14 protein-coding genes are annotated in these 18543 nt (G+C 45.6%); 13 read left to right on the top strand and 1 reads right to left on the bottom strand.

Annotated features, from left to right (window positions below; genetic code table 11):
• The first annotated feature begins 199 nt into the window (after nucleotides 1-199).
• The 13 genes from DESACI_RS03395 to DESACI_RS03450 all read left to right on the top strand — a co-directional run bounded on the left by DESACI_RS03395 (nucleotide 200) and on the right by DESACI_RS03450 (nucleotide 18000).
• Nucleotides 200-979 (top strand): enoyl-CoA hydratase/isomerase family protein, encoded by a 780-nt coding sequence (locus DESACI_RS03395; RefSeq protein ID WP_014825768.1) that lies wholly within the window; start codon nucleotides 200-202, stop codon nucleotides 977-979.
• A gap of 174 nt (nucleotides 980-1153) precedes the next feature.
• On the top strand, nucleotides 1154-2968 hold the full coding sequence (locus DESACI_RS03400) for an acyl-CoA dehydrogenase family protein (RefSeq protein ID WP_014825769.1): 1815 nt from the start codon (nucleotides 1154-1156) through the stop codon (nucleotides 2966-2968).
• Nucleotides 2969-2994: 26 nt separating this feature from the next.
• A complete protein-coding gene (locus tag DESACI_RS03405) occupies nucleotides 2995-3861 on the top strand; it encodes a 3-hydroxyacyl-CoA dehydrogenase family protein (protein ID WP_014825770.1) in 867 nt (288 codons plus the stop codon).
• 22 nt (nucleotides 3862-3883) lie between these two features.
• Nucleotides 3884-5053, top strand: coding sequence for a thiolase family protein (locus DESACI_RS03410; protein ID WP_014825771.1), 1170 nt, complete (start codon nucleotides 3884-3886; stop codon nucleotides 5051-5053).
• Nucleotides 5054-5105: 52 nt separating this feature from the next.
• A complete protein-coding gene (locus tag DESACI_RS03415; RefSeq protein ID WP_174270316.1) occupies nucleotides 5106-5999 on the top strand; it encodes a 3-hydroxyacyl-CoA dehydrogenase family protein in 894 nt (297 codons plus the stop codon).
• A 118-nt stretch (nucleotides 6000-6117) separates the two neighbouring features.
• On the top strand, nucleotides 6118-7272 hold the full coding sequence (locus DESACI_RS03420) for an acyl-CoA dehydrogenase family protein (RefSeq protein WP_014825773.1): 1155 nt from the start codon (nucleotides 6118-6120) through the stop codon (nucleotides 7270-7272).
• A gap of 21 nt (nucleotides 7273-7293) precedes the next feature.
• The gene (locus tag DESACI_RS03425; RefSeq protein WP_014825774.1) at nucleotides 7294-8484 is read left to right on the top strand and encodes a thiolase family protein; all 1191 of its coding nucleotides are present in this window, start codon (nucleotides 7294-7296) and stop codon (nucleotides 8482-8484) included.
• Between the two features lie 74 nt (nucleotides 8485-8558).
• Complete coding sequence (locus DESACI_RS03430) at nucleotides 8559-10376, top strand: acyl-CoA dehydrogenase family protein (RefSeq protein ID WP_014825775.1); 1818 nt, start codon at nucleotides 8559-8561, stop codon at nucleotides 10374-10376.
• Between the two features lie 55 nt (nucleotides 10377-10431).
• Nucleotides 10432-10626 carry a hypothetical protein gene (locus tag DESACI_RS24095; protein WP_148271260.1) on the top strand — a complete coding sequence of 65 codons (195 nt, stop codon included), beginning with the start codon at nucleotides 10432-10434 and terminating at the stop codon, nucleotides 10624-10626.
• Between the two features lie 13 nt (nucleotides 10627-10639).
• Nucleotides 10640-12040: a sigma-54 interaction domain-containing protein gene (locus DESACI_RS03435; RefSeq protein ID WP_014825776.1), complete on the top strand. Its 1401-nt coding sequence runs from the start codon at nucleotides 10640-10642 to the stop codon at nucleotides 12038-12040.
• A 447-nt stretch (nucleotides 12041-12487) separates the two neighbouring features.
• Nucleotides 12488-14302 (top strand): acyl-CoA dehydrogenase family protein, encoded by a 1815-nt coding sequence (locus DESACI_RS03440; RefSeq protein ID WP_014825777.1) that lies wholly within the window; start codon nucleotides 12488-12490, stop codon nucleotides 14300-14302.
• 147 nt (nucleotides 14303-14449) lie between these two features.
• On the top strand, nucleotides 14450-16831 hold the full coding sequence (locus tag DESACI_RS03445) for a 3-hydroxyacyl-CoA dehydrogenase/enoyl-CoA hydratase family protein (protein ID WP_014825778.1): 2382 nt from the start codon (nucleotides 14450-14452) through the stop codon (nucleotides 16829-16831).
• 11 nt (nucleotides 16832-16842) lie between these two features.
• The gene (locus DESACI_RS03450; RefSeq protein WP_014825779.1) at nucleotides 16843-18000 is read left to right on the top strand and encodes a thiolase family protein; all 1158 of its coding nucleotides are present in this window, start codon (nucleotides 16843-16845) and stop codon (nucleotides 17998-18000) included.
• Nucleotides 18001-18191: 191 nt separating this feature from the next.
• On the opposite strand, the gene DESACI_RS03455 is transcribed toward DESACI_RS03450, so the two are convergent.
• On the bottom strand, nucleotides 18192-18539 hold the full coding sequence (locus DESACI_RS03455) for a YggT family protein (protein WP_014825780.1): 348 nt from the start codon (nucleotides 18537-18539) through the stop codon (nucleotides 18192-18194).
• Nucleotides 18540-18543: the final 4 nt, after the last annotated feature.

The raw sequence follows: 18543 nt of genomic DNA on the forward strand, positions 1-18543 counted from the left end.
TTTATTTTTATACAACTCTAAGGGATTGACAGGATGATATATGGACTAATCGCACTATAAATTAAAGGCTCATGCTACTTTGAGCCGCAAAATATAAGCTGGCATGATTTTTGTAATAGAAAGAGCAGAGGAGTTTGAAAAGACCAAAAGGGGGGAGTAGGTCACAGTTTATCTTAAAACTATTTGGGAGGTAGTGGAATTGGCGTTCGAAACAATTGTAGTGGAAATTGAAGATGGAATTGCAACCATCACCCTAAATCGCCCGGAAGTTCTGAATGCTTTAAATAGCCAGGTTTTTAATGAATTGGCCGAGGTAGCCGCGAATTTGGGGGCCGATGATTCGGTTCGAGCAGTTATCATTACCGGCGGCGATAAAGTATTTGCGGCGGGAGCGGATATTAAGCAGATGGCCTCCTTAGGCGCTGTTGATGTCGCGACAAGTGTCAGACCTTCAAGGATTGCCTTTGACCGTCTGGAAAACATGTCCAAGCCGGTTATCGCTGCTATCAATGGTTATGCTCTTGGCGGAGGGTGTGAATTAACCTTGACGGCGGATATCCGCATCGCCGCTGATAATGCTCAATTGGGTCTGCCGGAAATTAAATTAGGCATTTTGCCCGGCGGAGGAGGGACCCAGCGCCTGCCGCGCTTGATTGGAGCCGGCAAAGCCAAAGAATTGATCTTCAGCGGAGATTTTATTAACGCCGAGGAAGCGTTAAGGATCGGCCTTGTTAATAAAGTGGTTCCCGCAGATCAGGTATTAGCGGAGGCTAAGAAAATGGCTAAAAAATTTGCTTCCAGAGGAGCCGTAGCCTTAAGTCTTGCGAAAACATGTATCAATGAAGGCCAACGCATGGACTTGGAAATGGGCTTACAGTATGAGCACAAATGCTTTAGCTTATTGTTTGCTACTGAGGACCAAAAAGAAGGCATGAAGTCCTTTATGGAAAAACGTAAACCAAATTTTCAAGGGAAATAACGAGCATCTTCCAAAAATGTTAAGGAGTATTTCACAAAATCTACTTAATTCATGAAACAGTCAGATGGTGCGTCCTCCCGCTATGACAGATAAATTAGAGTCTATTCGTTTAATTCCTTCAGAAAATCCAACAACGTCAAATCGTAACGAGTGTATAGAGGAAGTGTGTTTTAGATGGCCAGTAACTTTAGATATAACACCCGAGATCATAAATTTATTATCAAAGAATGGCTTGATGGTAAAAAGATTCTTGGCTTAAAACGCTTTCGAGACATCTACAGCATGGAAGATGTGGATGGTATTCTTGAGCAAGCCTTAAAGGTCTGCAAAGATGTGGTTGCCCCGACTAATGATGACGGGGATACGATGAAAGCAGTCTTTAAGAATGGAAACGTGATGGTTCCCCCCTCGTTCCATCATGCCTTCAAATACGTTGCCGACAATGGCTGGGGTGCCAGCAACAAGGATGTCGATGGAGAAGCTTCCCTGCCATCCCTTCTCTATGGTGCCGTGCATGAATATATGATTGCGGCCAACCCAGCTTTTGTGGCTTATTTAGGTTTGCCGGGCGGCGTTGCCTCCGTCATTAAACAGTTTGGTTCTAAGGAACAAATTGACTTTTTTACTCCCAAACTCTTCGCAACCACTTGGGGAGGAACCATGTGCCTCACGGAACCTGGCGGGGGTTCTGATGTAGGAGACATGTTAAGTAAAGCCTATCCAACAGATGATCCTAGGATTTACAAAATTAAAGGGACAAAATGTTTTATTACATGCGGGGATCATGATCTGACGGAAAACATTATTCACTTGGTCTTGGCGAGAATTGACGGTGGAGTGCCTGGAACGAAGGGTTTGTCCCTTTTCCTAGTCCCTAAAATTTGGGTCAATGAGGATGGGAGCCTGGGAGAGCCCAATGACGTTGTAACAGTGGGAATTGAACATAAGATGGGTCTTCAAGGGTCAGCGACTGCAGTGCTTAATTTCGGCGAAGAGGGTTTGTGCCGTGGTTTTTTGTTAGGTGCGCCCTTGGATGAAAAAGGGCAAGGTCAAGGTATGGCTCAAATGTTTAAAATGATTAACGGTTCTCGGGTTGACACCGGTCATTGTGCTTTGTCTGTAGCAACTGTGGCCTATAATAACGCGGTTGCTTATGCTAAAGAACGTATTCAAGGCAGACCTATCAACAATCCGAAGGGAAATAGGGTTCCTCTTATCCAGCATGAAGATATCCGCCGCATGCTGCTCACTCAAAAGGCCACCCTGGAAGCAATGCGAGCCATGATTTTTAAAGGGTACTATACGCTGGATTTAATTTCTTTCGGAGATGATCCGGAAGATGTTCGAAAAGCTAAACGTTATATTGAAGTTATAACTCCTTTAATTAAAGCTTACTGCTCGGATCAAGCCTGGCTCATGATTACGGAAGCCATTCAGGTTCATGGTGGTTACGGCTATACCGAGGAGTATCCCATTGCCCGCCAGGCCAGGGATTGCAAGATATATTCCATCTGGGAGGGAACGAATTTTATCCAGTCTCTCGATCTCGTTTTCCGCAAATGGGGCTTGGATAAAGGAAGCGTATTTAAGGATTGGCTGCAGGAAATCGTGGAATTTGTCAGAGAAAATTCTGCGAACCGCGAATTTCCTCGCGAATTTGCTATCCTGAGTCAGGCTTTAAAAGCCTATCAGGAGCTAATGGCCGCCGTGTTTGTATACATGAAAGAGGATATTCGCTTCGTTCCTTTGTATACCACGAGGATTTTACGGGTGACCGCTGAGCTTTATGGGGCCTTTTTATTGATGCAGCAAGCTTTAGTAGCTCGTGAAAAGTTAACTCAGGGAATCGTTGATGAAGATTTTTATAAAGGCAAAATTAGTTCAGCCCAATTCTATTTGCGAAATATCCTGCCGGATGTCATGGCAACTGTTCAAATCATTAAGGATTATGATCCATCAGCCATCGAGATTCCTGAGGGAGCATTTTAAAGATTATTCATAGGGAGATGATTCAATTGAAATTAGAAGACATTAAAACAATTTGTGTTGTCGGAGCCGGTAACATGGGCCATCAGATTGCCCTCTGCTGCGCTTTAGCCGGCTATAACGTCACTTGTACGGATATAAGTCAGGATATGCTGGACAAAGCAGAGGCTTTTGCCAAATCCTATTTGCCGGAACGGGTTAGTAAAGGAAAACTGACGCAAGAGCAGGCAGACAGTGCTTTGACGAAGCTGAAATTTACTGTGAGTCTAGAAGAAGCGGCAGGAAACGCCGATTTTGTTATTGAGGCGGCCGTGGAAAAAATGGATATTAAGCGGAAGCTTTTTGCCGATTTGGATAGAATTGCTCCTCCTCAGACAATTCTTGTCACCAACAGCTCCTATATTGTCAGTTCGGAGATCGCCGATGTAACAAAGCGTCCTGACAAAGTCTGCAACATGCATTTCTTTAATCCGGCCTTGGTTATGAAACTGGTGGAGGTTGTACAAGGACCCCATACATCTGCTGAAACTGCGCAAATCACCATGGACCTAAGTGCTAAATTGGGCAAGACCGCTGTTTTGCTTAAAAAAGAAATTTATGGCTTCTTGGTCAATCGGATATTATCGGCCCTGTCTCAAGAGGCGTTGTTCCTCGCTGACATGGGAATTGCCACTCCCCAAGAGATTGACCTTGCTGTAACGAATGCCTTGGGGCATCCTATGGGGCCTTTCCGTTTAATGGATTTAACGGGTATTGATCTTGCTTACTATTCTTCTCTGGAACGCTATCAAAGGACTCGTGATCCTAAAGATAAACCTTCGCCGTTAGTTGTGGAGAAATTTGTTAAGGGCGAATGGGGCAAGAAAACGAAAAAAGGTTACTACACTTACGAGTGAGTGAAACTTAGGAGGGTTCTAAATGAGTAAAGAGGCCGTAATTGTTTCAGCCGTACGAAGTCCAATTGGCCGTGCCGGAGGCACTTTAGGCAAGGCTCCGCCAGAATATTACGGAGCGGAAGTTATTAAAGAAGCTGTAAAGCGCATAAATCTTGACCCCGCTGAAATTTCTGATGTGATCTTTGGCAATTGTCTCAATGCCGGCGGCAATATCGCACGCTTATGTGCTTTGATGGCGGGTTTGCCCTTGGAGACTCCGGGGATCACTGTGGATCGCCAGTGCGGGTCAGGGCTCAATGCCGTCAACCTGGCGGCTCAAGCCGTGATGGCCGGTATGGATGGGGTCTATGTTGCCGGTGGAACGGAGAGTTGTTCGCTTAAGCCTTATGTTATGGAACATATGGAGTTTTTCAGCAAGACACCGCCGAAGTTCCGCGCTGGGTTCCAGCTCTCCCCCGAGGAAATCGGGAACCCGCCTATGGGAATCACGGCCGAGAACTTGGCTGAAAAGTATGAGATCAGCCGTCTGGAACAAGATGAGTTCTCCCTGGGCAGCCAGCAAAAAATGGGTAAAGCCATGGAAGAAGGTTTATTTAAAAGCCAGATTGTTCCCTTGAAGATTCCCGTGGGTAAAGGTAAAACTGTTGTTTTCGATACTGATGAACATCCCCGCCCGCAGACGACTCTTGAGGGGCTGAGCAAGCTGCCGCCGGCTTTTAAAGCGGGCGGAACAGTCACTGCCGGTAATAGTTCCGGTTTAAATGATGCGGCGGCGGCAGTGATTGTCATGTCCCTTGACAGAGCAAAGGGTCTGGGTCTTATGCCTCTAGCCAAGATTCGGACCTTTGCCGTTGCCGGGGTCGATCCGAATATTATGGGGATTGGTCCTGTTCCTGCGACAAGAAAAGCTTTGGCTCAAGCCGGACTTGCTTTAGACGATATAGAGCTCATCGAATTAAATGAGGCGTTTGCGGCGCAAGTTTTGGCCGTTCATCGGGAGCTGAAGTTTAATATGGACAAAGTGAATGTCAACGGTGGAGCCATTGCCCACGGTCACCCCATTGGTGCTACCGGTGCCATCTTAACGACAAAACTGGTTTATGAGATGAGTCGCCGGGATGTCCAGTTTGGCTTGCTTACCGCCTGCATCGGTGGTGGTCAGGGTATCGCGACTATTTTGGAACGGGTTTAGGCCAATGGGGAAACGATTTAAGAGGTCCCCCGACTTGTAAAGGTTGGGGGATATGGATCAGGAGGGGATTAATGTGGAGAAGCCTAAAACCCATCGTATCTGCGTAGTCGGAGCAGGGAACATGGGGCACCAGATTGCCTTGAGCGCAGCTTTAGCCGGTTTTAAGGTGAAGTGTACCGATGTTAATCAGGAGGCTTTACAAAAAGCTGAGCAATTCGTGGCCAACTATCTTCCGGAGAGAGTTGCTAAAGGAAAATTGCAGACCTCTGAGGCTGACGCTGCCAGAGCTAATATTTTGTTTACCGGCAGTTTGGAAGAAGCTGCAGGGGATGCAGACCTAGTCATAGAAGCTGCGCTTGAAAAATTAGGGCTCAAGCGTCAATTATTCAGGCAGCTGGATAAGCTTTGTCCCTTGCACACAGTCTTGGCCACCAACAGTTCTTACATTGTAAGCTCCAAGATCGCAGATGTCACAAGCCGTCCGGAGAAAGTCTGCAATATGCATTTCTTTAACCCTGCCTTAGTTATGAAACTTGTGGAAGTGGTTAAAGGACCTCATACTTCGGAAGAAACCACGGACATCGTAATGGATGTCTCTGTACGCATGGGCAAAACGCCGGTGTTATTGAAGAAAGAAATTTATGGATTTCTCGTTAATCGAATTCTGGCAGCCCTTAAAAATGAAGCTATCTTTTTGCATGATATGGGGATCGCCGGCCATGAAGAAATAGATCAAGCTGTCACTCTTGCTTTGGGTCATCCCATGGGTCCTTTCCGTTTGATGGATCTTACAGGGATTGATCTGACCTATTACGTGGGAACGGAGCGTTATCAAGAAACCGGTGATCCGGCCTATCGTCCTTCTCCAACGATTGTGGAAAAGTATATCAGGAAAGAGTGGGGACGGAAAACGGGTAAGGGATTCTACGAGTATCCAGAAAAATAGCTTAAATGCTGTTGCTGTTAAAATGATAGCTTCCCTGTAAATTAGTAAAGAGGCAGAAGGTCATTGAAAGTGAACAACACGTTCAGCTAACTGAGATTGTCAGATTGGAGGAAACGTTATGGCCGAATCTCAAGTCACAACAGAAGAGCTTAATATCATCCGGCAGACGGTGCATAATTTTATTGCCAAAGAAGTTGAACCCCTGGCTCAGCAAATGGAAGAAGAAGATATGGTTCCGCGAAGCTTACTGGATAAAGCTGCAGAGATTGGCTTATTCGGTTTAAGCACACCTCAAGAATACGGCGGCTTAGGTGCGGGAATGGTCGGCAAGGTCATGATTTACGAGGAATTGGGCAGAGGTCCCAATTGTTTCACCTCGATTATTGGCTGTCATAATGGAATTGGCAGTGTCGGAATTGTAGAGTGCGGCAGCGAAGAACAAAAGGAACGTTACTTGCCGAAAATTGCGTCAGGCCAAATGATAGGAGCCTTTGCCCTGACGGAAGCATCTGCCGGCTCCGATCCGGCTAGTTTGAAAACAACGGCTGTTTTGAAAGGCGACCGTTACGTTTTAAATGGAACTAAGCAGTTTATTACTAATGGTGATATAGCCAATATTTTCACTGTCATGGCCATCACTGATAAGAGCAAAGGGAGCAAAGGAATTACTTCCTTTCTCGTGGAACGGAATTTCAAAGGGTTTTCGGTAGGAAAATTTGAGAAGAAAATGGGTTTGCACGGGTCTCAAACAGCAGAGCTTATCTTTGAAGATTGCGAAGTGCCTGTGGAAAATGTCTTAGGCGAAGTGGGGCAAGGTTATGTTAATGCCCTGAGAATATTGGCTAATGGACGAGCCGGGTTGGCTGCCCGTAATCTTGGTTCTTGCGAGAAACTGCTGGAAGTAAGTGTTAAATATGCTTTGCAGCGAATACAATTCGGCAAACCGATTTTTGAAAATCAAATTATCCAGCATTATTTAGCAAATATGGCTATCGACATTGAGGCTTTGCGCAGCTTGACCTATGATGTCGCCCGTAAAATTGATGAGGGCCAAAAGGTGATAAAAGAAGCTGCCATTGTCAAAGCTTTTGGTTCGGAAGCCTTCGGGAGGGTTGCAGATTTAGCAGTGCAGATTCATGGCGGCATGGGATACATGCGGGAATGTGAAGTAGAACGATATTACAGGGATGCTCGAATTGCCCGTATTTATGAGGGGACTTCAGAGATTCAGCGCAACATTATTGCGGCCCAATTAAGAAAAGAATTTGTCTGATAAGAAAAGGAGGAGGGCAGGATGAAAGAGGCAGTGATCGTTGCCGGGGTTCGCACGGCCATCGGCAAAGTCGGCGGAACCTTGAAGGATATCGAGGTCGATTACCTGGCAGCTCAGGTTATAAAAGAAATTATGACTCGCAGCGGAATTCCAGACAGGGATATTGATGAGGTTATCTTTGGGCATACGAAACAAAGCGGCGATAATCCAAATGTGGCCCGCTTAGCCTGGCTGAGGGCCAATATGTGCGAAGAGGTTCCGGCATATACAGTCCACCGGCAATGCGGTTCAGCCCTGACTGCGGTCAATAATGCGGTTATGTCTATTTGGGCGGGAGCTCAAGAAATTGTCCTGGTCGGTGGAGCAGAAAGCATGAGTACCGCCCCCTACTATCTGAGAAAAGCTCGCTACGGTTTTCGCATGGGGAATGCCGAGATTTTGGATTCCAATACTGAGAGTCAGCCCCGCTGTCAACCTCAGGAACGCTACGGATATTTGAACATGGGATTAACTGCTGAAAATTTAGCTGAAAAGTATAATATTAGCCGTCAAGAGCAGGATGAATTTGCCCTAAGCAGTCAAGAGCGAGCTATGCGAGCAATTAAAGAGGGGTTGTTCAAAGAAGAAATTGTTCCTTATGAGGTTAAAGGGAAAAAAGGGACTATCACCTTTGATACGGACGAGCATCCCAGGGAAACGAATATCGAACAGCTTGCCAAATTGCCGCCGGTTTTTAAGGAAGAAGGCACTGTCACAGCCGGAAATTCCAGCGGGCGCAACGATGGGGCAGCTGTATTGCTTGTAACTACTCCGGAAAGGGCCAAAGGCTATGGCTTAAAACCGTTAGTTCGGGTGATCGGACTTGGTGCCAAAGGAGTGCCGCCTCAAATCATGGGCATTGGCCCTGTGCCCTCCTCACAAGCTGCTCTTAAGATGGCCGGACTGACGTTAGACCAAATTGATCGTATTGAGCTTAATGAAGCCTTTGCAGCCCAGTCCCTTGCGGTTATCAAAGAACTGGGACTGGATATGGCTAAGACGAATGTCAACGGTGGGGCGATTGCCCTAGGGCATCCTTTAGGTGCCACGGGGGCAATCATCTTAATTAAATTAATCAATGAGCTGAAGCGCAGCGGAAAACAATACGGCTTAGCTACCATGTGCATCGGCGGCGGTCAAGGCATTTCTACAGTAGTAGAGAATCTCAGCTAGATACTTAAACACAAACTGTTTGGGAGCTTGTCCAAAGACTGCAATTTAAGATGTCATAATTGGGAGGCTTGGCTATGGAGTTTAAATACAATGTCCGGGATTTAAAATTTATTTTGAAAGAGTGGCTGCCGACAAAGGAAGTCTTAGAGTGTGATAGATTCAAGGATTTATACAGTCTGGAGGATATTGACCAAATTCTTACGGAAGGCTATAAAGTCTGCCGTGAGGTTATTAGTCCAATTAACGTGGTGGGCGATAGAAATCCGGCGGTATTTAATAATGGAGTCGTTACATCTCCGCCAGGCTATAAAGAAGTTTTCCAATTTATTCAGAAGAATGGATGGGGTTCCAGCAGCGAGTGCAGCAAATTAGAAGGCGGCATGCCCCTGATTATTTACAAGTCAGTATTTGAGATGATCGCAGCGGCCTGTCCGGCTATGGGCTCGAATATAAAATTAACGTCGGGAGCCGCTAATGTGATTATTAATTTTGGGAGCGAAGACGATAAGAAAAGGTTTCTTCCCAAGATGTTAAGCGGGGAATGGCAGGGAACGATGAATCTTACCGAACCTTCTGCCGGTTCCGATGTGGGTGATGCCTTAACAAAGTCTTATCCCACAGATGATCCAAAAGTCTATAAAATCAAAGGTACTAAGATGTTTATTACTGCTGGGGATGGTTCAATTTGCGAAAATACCATCCACTTAGTTTTAGCGCGTCCTCCCCAAGGCTGCCAAGGTTCGGCAGGGTTAGGGCTGTATATTGTTCCTAAGTTTTGGGTCAATGAAGACGGGAGTTTGGGTAAGCTCAATGATGTCACTACTGTAGCAGTTGAGCATAAGATGGGGCTTAAAGGTTCGGCTACCTGCATGCTGAACTATGGGGAGAATGACGAGTGTTTTGGCATTATGCTGGGTGCTCCGCCAGATGAGAAGGGACGATCTCAAGGTTTAGCGATGATGTTTAGAATGATGAATGAATCCAGAATCGGAACAGGCCACAATGCTAACGCCCAAGCGTCTTCAGCCTATGCCCAGGCCTCTCTGTATGCTTGCCAAAGAATCCAGGGTTATATTAAAGGAGAACGTGTTCCCATTATAAAACACCCGGATGTGCGCAGAATGCTTATGGATATGAAGGCTCATACCGAAGGCATAAGAGCGATGATCTTTAAGGGCTATTTTAATTTAGATATCGCTGAAAATTCGGCAGATAAGGATAAGGCCCAAAAAAGTGCCGAAAGGGCAGCTATACTCACTCCTTTAATTAAGTGCTATGGCAGTGAGACAGCTGTTTTAATGAACTGCGAGGCGATGCAGGTATTAGGGGGAGTGGGCTATACTCAAGAGTTTCCCCTTGAACAGTCCTTGAGAGATTCCAAAATCCTAACCATTTGGGAAGGAACGTCGTTTATTCATGCTCAGGACCTCGTTAAACGCAAAATGAGAATGGGTGATGGAAAGCCGTTTCTTAGCTGGATGAAGGATATAGAATCCTTTATTACTGTGAATGAAGGGACTGCAGGATTGGAAAGAGAGTTTATCAATCTTAGTCAGGCTTATCATTGCCTGGCCGAAGTGAAAAATCTCTATGATTTTTGGCATCTTAACAAAAAGGACGAGTTAATCGGACTCTATGCTCTAAGAACGTTATATATATGTTCTATGGTTATGGTTGCATCCTGTTTGCTGGAGCAGTCTTTAGCTGCACAAAGAACAATGGCTGAATTGTCAGCAGACCACTATGATTTTAACTTCTATCAAGGGAAAATTGCCTGCGCTAAGTACTATGCCAATAATATCTTGCCGGGTGTTTTTAACTTGACAGAAATAATAAGAAATACCGATCTTTCAATCCAGGAGTGTCCGGAAGACTCTCTTATCGTAAATTAAATAGGTAGCGGTCCTGAATTATCCTTAACCATAGATTGAACCCATCAATACGTTAGTGAGTGCCAAGGTTGTCGATGCTGATTATAAGAACGATGCTCTTTTAAAGGTTACAGTCATTATGGACGGCACCTACATAGGGTTGAAACAGTCGCAAGCAAGAGATATAGCCTCAATTATTAGACTATTGAAAATTGTTCCTTTACTTCGGTTGTCATCGTTCTATATAATGGTGATAGAAGATGCAATATAAGTGGGGGATAAATATGAGTACCGGAGTCCATGCTGTGACAACCAGTAATTTTCCGCAATGGGATCGAGAGCTCCTCTTCCGAATTATGGACAACATTCACGATGTGGTACTTGTTATTGATACCGATACGACCATTGTCTATGCCAACGAGGCTTATGCGAGGATATTAGGGGTACCGGTGGAGAAAGTCTTAGGCCGCAGGCTGGATAAAATTGAACCCAAATCAGAAGCGATTAAGTTAATGCGCAGCGGAAAGTCCTTTCATATGGGGAAAGACTATTTGGATTCTTTGGGTATTGATGTCGTAGGCAGCTCCTTTCTTTTAAACGATGGACACGGAATCATTGGCTGTGTTTCAATCTTCAAAAACATTTCCGAAGTTATAGAATTAAATCGTGAGCTGGAGCAAACGAAAGGCGTGGCAGATTATTTGAAAGAGCAGTTAGAACAGTGGGAACAACTGCCTCTTTCTTTTAAAGAATACGTGGGACAAAACAGTAATTTGAAGGAAACCTTGGTGTTAGCGGCAAAGGTGGCTAAAACAGACAGCACCGTTTTAATCCGGGGGGAAAGCGGTGTGGGCAAAGAAGTATTAGCCAGGGCGGTACATAATAGCAGCCGCCGCAAGGATAAGCCTTTGATTAAGGTAAATTGTGCTGCCATCAATGATAACCTGATTGAAAGTGAATTGTTCGGGTATGAGGAGGGCGCCTTTACAGGGGCTAAAAGGGGAGGGAAGCTCGGTAAGTTTGAGCTGGCTCATAGCGGCACGATTTTCCTGGACGAAATCGGTGATATGAGTATTACTATGCAAGCCAAGTTACTGCGCGTACTGCAAGAAAAAGAATTTGAGCGGGTAGGCGGTACGAAAACAATCAAAGTTGATATACGGGTGATTGCTGCCACAAATAGGGACTTAGAAACCATGATTAAAGAAGGTACCTTCCGGCGTGATTTGTATTATCGCTTAAACATTGTCCCTCTAAATCTTGCTCCCCTCAGAGAACGAAAAGATGACATCTTAGCCTTATCTAAAACATTCCTGGAACGGTTTGCCCGGGAGATCGGCCATGAACTGACACTGTCTCCCCAAGTTGTAAGGTTTTTTCAGGAGTATGACTGGCCAGGCAACATTCGAGAATTGCAAAACGTACTTGAACATGCAAGTATTGTCTGCAATGGCACATCGATTGAAATGTTTCATTTGCCATCACAGGTGCTTCACCTTAACGACGACCAGTTAAAAGTTAGGAGTAAGTCCCAAACTGTTAAGGAAATCGTTGCTTCCCTGGAAAAGGAACTTATTTTATCAGCCTTAGCAACTAATAAGAATAACCGGACTAAGGCTATGAAAGAATTAGGGTTTTCCAGGCGAGTGTTTTACGATAAATTGCGACGTTACGGTATTGAATGAGCGGAACAGAGCGATCATAGACGAATTAGTAAGAGCAGATGTGTGTTTTACGCACAAATTTTAAATTAAAAACAGGTTTTTGTACCATAATCATACACCTATCAAAACACCTCCTGAGGTCATTAGTCTCTCAGGAGGTGTTTTGATAGGTATATGAGCTAATCTCCACACCGTAACTCATCACGCATACTCCTGCTTGTGGATTGGCCGAGTGTCTCTGAAGCCAAACAAGTGCGAAGACAGTGTCTCTGAGGGCCAGCTAAGTTTTCTATACTTGGCATAAATATTGCTTAGAGAATTAGTATAAAATTTCTAAGTTTTTCGGAAAAGGAGTGTTCAATAATTATGATCTAGGCTAATTAAAGAAGACCAGGAAATCCATGGATTTCTAATAACGATTGGTTAGAGATTCTGGAATATCAATTTTAAAATGAAAGGATGAGTCTCATGGCAAGTAATTTTATTTACAGCAACAGGGATCATAAATTTATTTTCAAAGAATGGCTGGATTGCAAAAAGATTCTTGGTTTAAAGCGTTTTCGGGATTATCTCTCTATTGAGGATGTCGATGGAATCCTCGACCAGTCCCTGAAGGTGTGCAGAGACGTGGTTGCTCCAACTAATGATGATGGTGACACCATCGGCGCAAGATTTCATGATGGAAAAGTAACAGTTCCGCCATCCTTTCACAAGGCTTTTCGATTTCTTCACGACAATGGGTGGGGGGCCAGCAACAATGACGTAGACGGAGAAGGAGCTCTTCCGGAGATCCTTAACCAGGCTGTCCGTGAGTATATTATTGGGGCTAATCCCTCCATGTCCCCCTATATTGGTCTGAGCGGCGGAATTGCTTCTGTGATCAAGGCCTTTGGCTCTCAGGAGCAGATTGCTCTTTATACTCCGAAAATGTTCGAAGGAGTTTGGGAGGGCACTATGTGCTTAACGGAACCCGGCGGAGGTTCTGATGTGGGGGATATGACTTCCAAAGCTTATCCCACCGATGACCCATTAATTTATAAAGTCAAAGGAACAAAATGTTTTATTACCGGAGGAGATCATGATCTTACTGAAAACATCATTCATCTGGTGCTTGCTCGAATTGACGGAGCTGCTCCGGGGACTAAAGGTTTGTCTCTATTTATTGTTCCCAAAATTTGGGTCAATGAAGACGGCAGTTTAGGCGAATCCAATGATGTTGCTACCGTGGGCATCGAACATAAAATGGGTCTTAAAGGTTCGGCAACCGCTGTACTTAGCTTCGGAGAAGAGGGGTATTGCCGGGGTGTCTTGTTAGGGAGCGCGCCTGATGAAAATGGCGTAGGACAAGGCATGGCACAAATGTTTAAGATGATCAATGGTTCCCGGATGGATACCGGACACAGTGCTTTAGCAGTAGCTACAGTGGCTTACAACAATGCTGTCAACTATGCCAGAGAGCGTATTCAGGGCCGCCCCATTACTAATCCTAAAGGGAATCGTGTACCCATTATTCAGCATGAAGATGTCCGGCGGATGCTTATAACACAGAAGGCAACGTTGGAAGCTATGCGGGCCATGATTTTCAAAGGATATTATTATATCGACTTAATCGAGCATGGAGATGATCCGGAAGACATTCATTCCGCTAAACGTTCCCTTGAAGTTATCACCCCTCTGGTCAAAGCTTATTGTTCCGATCAGGGATGGCTCATGATTACGGAAGCTATTCAAGTTTTAGGGGGCTATGGGTATACCGAAGAATATCCCATCGCTCGTCAAGCCAGAGATGTAAAAATTTATTCTATCTGGGAGGGCACTAATTTTATTCAGTCCATGGATCTTGTGGGTCGTAAGTGGAATCTGGATAAAGGAAATGTCTTCAGGGAGTGGATGATGGAGCTGGCAGCATTTGTCCAAGCTAATCAGAACCATGACACCTTTGCCCGTGAATTCGCGGTATTAGGCAAAGCCTTATTAGCTTATCAAGACCTGGTGAGCACAGTTCTCGGTTACTATAAAGAAAATATCCGGCTGGTCCCGCTCTATAGTACAAGAATTTTGCGGATTACTGCCGAACTTTATGGAGGATGCTTATTAATGCAGCAAGCACTGGTCGCCAAAGAAAAGCTTGCTCAAGGAAATATTGACCAAGACTTTTACAACGGTAAGATTCAGTCGGCGAAATTCTTTGTGCTTAATATCGTCCCTGATGTAGCGGCAACCGTAAGAATTATTAAGGAAGCCGATACTTCAGCTATGGACATACCGGAAGCAGCTTTTTAAGGGGGAGCACTGAATGATCGGTCATTCAGCACGCCATTAATTTGAATTGGGAAACTTCATGACTCTAATTCTGGACTTGTTAAATCCATCTTGAACTGGAGCAGAAGTTTAGTTTCAGTTATCTCACAAAACGAGAGGGGGATATCAATGCAGATTCATAAAGTAGCGGTCATAGGGTCCGGCGTGATGGGAAGTACCATCGCTGCTCATTTGGCTAATGCCGGGATCCCAAGCCTATTGTTGGATATTGTCCCATCCAAGCTGTCTGCTAAAGAGGAAGCGGCCGGTTTAACACTTGAGGACAAAAGAGTCAGAAACAGTATAGCCGAACAAAACAAGTTAAATTTGCTGAATCCTGCTCCATTCCTGGTTCCGGAATTTGCAGAGCGAATCGAGGTTGGAAACATCAGTGATGATTTAGGGCGTTTAAACGAAGTCGATTGGGTTATCGAGGTCGTTGTTGAACGACTTGATATTAAGAAAGATCTCTTCAAAAAGGTTGCCGCAGTGGTTCGTCCGGGAACCATTGTCACTTCCAATACCTCGGGGATTTCGCTGAAGGCTATGGTGGAAGGGCTGCCGGAAAGCTTCACGCGATATTTCTGCGGAACCCACTTCTTTAATCCGCCGCGCTACATGAAACTTTTAGAGATTATTCCCGGGCCTGATACCGACTCGAATGTGATTGCGTTTATGAAAGAGTTTGGCGAACGCGTCTTGGGCAAAGGCGTGGTCATGTGTAAAGATACGCCTAACTTCATAGCTAATCGTATTGGAGCTATCGGTTCCCCTGTTCTGCTAAAGGAAATGCTCCGTTTGGGGCTGACAGTTGAGGAAGTCGATGCTTTAACGGGACCTGTTATGGGACGCCCGAAGAGTGCATCCTTCAGGTTAATCGACCTCGTTGGTCTGGATGTTTTCATCCATTCTAATAATAATGTTGCCAACGGAGTTCCAGAGGAGAAAGATGATTTCGTTTTGCCAGAGTTCATCTTTACCATGCAGAAAAACGGCTGGCTAGGAGATAAAACGAAACAGGGCTTTTACAAGAAATCAAAAGGCCCCAAAGGCAAGGTCATTGAAGTTTTGGACGTCAAAACCATGACCTACGGTCCGCAAAAGAGTGTGAGTTTTCCCTGCCTGGAAAAGGCCAAAGCGGCTAAAGGCCTGCCCGAGAAACTCCGTACCTTAGTCAGCAGTGATGATGTCGGGTCAGAGTTTGCTTGGAATGTATTAAAACCAACGCTTCTCTACGCAGCTAATTTAGTCAAAGACATTGCTGAGGATATTACCGGAATCGACGAAGGCATGCGCTGGGGTTATAACTGGGAACTGGGTCCCTTTGAATTATGGGATGCTCTTGGAGTAAAAGCAACAGCGGATCGTATTGCCGCTGAAGGCGGGAAACTGCCGGCTATTGTAGAAGAATTGCTCTCCAAAGGGTATGAGAGATTCTATCGCAAGACTGAAGCCGGTGAGATCACCTATTATGATCATGGCGAATATCGACAGAAAACGGTGAGCCAATATTCCTGCTCTCTGAAGCAGGCTCATAAGACCGGCAAAGTCATTATTGGCAATGCCGGAGCAAGCTTAATAGATTTAGGAGACGGGGTTGCCTGCTTAGAATTCCATTCTCCCAACAACTCGATTACCACCGATGTTGTGGAGATGATCTACAAGTCGCTGGAAGAAGTCGAGAAAAATTACACAGGCATGGTCATTGGCAACCAAGGCAAGAATTTCTGCGTGGGTGCTAACCTAGTGGATATCCTGCGGGAGGCAGAAAAAGGGAACTGGTCGGATCTGGATCAGGGCATTCGTCAATTACAGAATGCGACGATGGCTTTGAAATATGCCAAAAAGCCTGTAGTAGCGGCTCCCTTTGGTATGACCCTGGGCGGCGGAGCGGAGGTATGTCTGCACTCTCATGCTATTCAGGCTTCCTCCGAAACCTATATGGGTCTTGTTGAAGTTGGTGTGGGTTTAATTCCTGCCGGTGGTGGAACGAAGGAAATGGCTGTTCGGGCCATGGAAGGAATTTTACCGGGAGTTCAAGTTGCTCCGGACTATTTCTTCGCCAAACGCTTTGAAGTAATAGCAATGGCACAAGTCTCTACAAGTGCGGAAAAGGCTCGTCAGCTGGGCTTTTTACGAGACCACGACCGTTACAGCATGAACCCGGATCATATTATTATGGATGCTAAAGCACGGGTTGAGGATCTGGCTCAAAACTTCAGACCTAATTTGTCGACGAAGGTGAAAATTGCGGGTCCAGGTGTTCGCGGTACTTTGGAATTGGCCATGTATGGAATGCTTGAAGGTCGTTACATCTCAGAGTATGACCGGCATCTCGGCAATAAACTGGCTTATGCCATTACCGGCGGAGACCGCCCCGCAGGCATGCTCGTCGATGAGCAATATCTCTTAGATTTAGAGCGTGAAGTCTTTTTGAGTTTGCTTGGGGAAGCGAAGACCTTGGACCGCATTCGCCATATGCTCACTAAAGGCAAGCCATTACGGAATTAGGGGGGAAAACCATGCAAGAAGCGTACATTATCCAAGCGAAGCGGACGGCCATTGGAAAATCGGCCAGGGGAGCTTTAGCTCAGGTCCGCCCGGATGATCTAGGTGCCTTTGTAATCCAAGACGTTGTAAAAAATGTTCCTGCCCTTAAAACGGAAGAAATAGAAGACCTTGTACTCGGCTGTTCTTTTCCGGAAGGCGAGCAGGGAATGAATATGGCCAGAATTATAGCCCTGCGCGCCGGTCTTCCCATCGACGTTCCTGGCGTGACGATTAATCGATTTTGTTCATCAGGACTTCAGGCAATTTCCATGGCCGCGGATAGAATTCGCTTGGGTGAAGCTGATGTGATGCTCGCAGGCGGAGCAGAGAGTATGTCATTGGTTCCCATGGGCGGAAGTAAACCGGCCCCCAATCCTTTTATGCTCGTTAATGCTCCGGAAGTCTATCTCTCCATGGGCATAACCGCTGAGAATGTGGCAAAAAAATATGAAATTACTCGGGAACAGCAGGATGCTTTTGCTGCACGAAGCCATCAAAAGGCCTGGGCTGCTCAAAGCAGCGGGCGCTTTGATGATGAGATTGTTCCGATTCCCTTGCCGACTTGGGGGAAGCCGGGGGAGAAATGGTTCACGAAAGATGAGGGGATACGCCCGGAGACCACAGCAGAAACTTTGGCTAAACTTCGGCCCGCTTTTATGAACGGAGGCTCAGTCACAGCAGGGAACTCGTCCCAGACTAGTGACGGAGCGGCTATGACCCTTCTCATGTCAGAACAGAAAGTCAAAACTCTTGGCTTAAAACCCTTAGCGGTTTGGCGCGGATTTGCGGTTGCCGGAGTAGAACCGGAACTGATGGGAATCGGCCCCATCAAGGCTATCCCTAAAGTACTGAAGCAAGTCGGCTTAAAGCTTGAGGACATTGATATCTTTGAACTGAACGAAGCCTTTGCATCACAATCGCTGGCGATCCTTAAGACGCTGGACATTGACCCGGAGAAAGTAAATCCTAATGGCGGAGCCATTGCTTTAGGCCATCCTTTGGGCTGTACGGGAGCTAAGCTCACAGCAACCTTACTCCATGAATTGATTAAGCAGAAGAAAAAATACGGAATAGTTACCATGTGCATAGGCGGTGGTATGGGAGCAGCAGGAGTTTACGAATTGCTCTAAAAGCTAAATATTCAGCGAAGGAGCAAAAAAAGGCTTTAATAAATAGACCCCAAAAGGGCGCAGCGGAACTTAAAGAAGTTCGCTGCGCCCTAATTGTTTTTTCGGTTTTATCGAGGAGAAAAGATAACCCCCACTTATAGAAGCATGTTCATTCACCAGTTTATTAGATGTGATGGTATGTTGCTGAGCTGTCAATGAATTTCTGAGTTATGAGAATTCCGGCTGATTTCAATCAGCTTAAGAACGCCCCAGGCGAGGACAGCATAGACAATCATGGCAATAATGGTTGAGGATTCTAACACCGACTGGGTTTCCAGGCCTTTGGTGACAGCTGATGGAAAAATTCCCGAAAAAGGAGCTAAGAAAACTTGCGTAACTGCGTACATAAGAGAGACAAAGGGGCTTTGAGGATTTGCTCCAAGAAGTTTAAAGATAAGGCGGAAGGTGAAGAGGACTTCGAGAACCCCTAAAACATAGTAGACAATTTGTTTTGCTTTAAGATGTTCCGGCCCGGATTTCCTTACAGTACCTTCGTCCATGGTT

Source organism: Desulfosporosinus acidiphilus SJ4 (genome assembly GCF_000255115.2).
Classification (GTDB): Bacteria; Bacillota; Desulfitobacteriia; order Desulfitobacteriales; family Desulfitobacteriaceae; genus Desulfosporosinus; species Desulfosporosinus acidiphilus.

Bases quoted from the DNA above. Each gene is read 5' to 3' on its own strand.
- DESACI_RS03400 (WP_014825769.1), top strand. From the start codon at position 1,154: ATGGCCAGTAACTTTAGATATAACACCCGAGATCATAAATTTATTATC.
- DESACI_RS03410 (WP_014825771.1), top strand. From the start codon at position 3,884: ATGAGTAAAGAGGCCGTAATTGTTTCAGCCGTACGAAGTCCAATTGGC.
- DESACI_RS03415 (WP_174270316.1), top strand. From the start codon at position 5,106: ATGGATCAGGAGGGGATTAATGTGGAGAAGCCTAAAACCCATCGTATC.
- DESACI_RS03420 (WP_014825773.1), top strand. From the start codon at position 6,118: ATGGCCGAATCTCAAGTCACAACAGAAGAGCTTAATATCATCCGGCAG.
- DESACI_RS03425 (WP_014825774.1), top strand. From the start codon at position 7,294: ATGAAAGAGGCAGTGATCGTTGCCGGGGTTCGCACGGCCATCGGCAAA.
- DESACI_RS03430 (WP_014825775.1), top strand. From the start codon at position 8,559: ATGGAGTTTAAATACAATGTCCGGGATTTAAAATTTATTTTGAAAGAG.
- DESACI_RS03435 (WP_014825776.1), top strand. From the start codon at position 10,640: ATGAGTACCGGAGTCCATGCTGTGACAACCAGTAATTTTCCGCAATGG.
- DESACI_RS03440 (WP_014825777.1), top strand. From the start codon at position 12,488: ATGGCAAGTAATTTTATTTACAGCAACAGGGATCATAAATTTATTTTC.
- DESACI_RS03445 (WP_014825778.1), top strand. From the start codon at position 14,450: ATGCAGATTCATAAAGTAGCGGTCATAGGGTCCGGCGTGATGGGAAGT.
- DESACI_RS03450 (WP_014825779.1), top strand. From the start codon at position 16,843: ATGCAAGAAGCGTACATTATCCAAGCGAAGCGGACGGCCATTGGAAAA.
- DESACI_RS03455 (WP_014825780.1), bottom strand. From the start codon at position 18,539: ATGGACGAAGGTACTGTAAGGAAATCCGGGCCGGAACATCTTAAAGCA.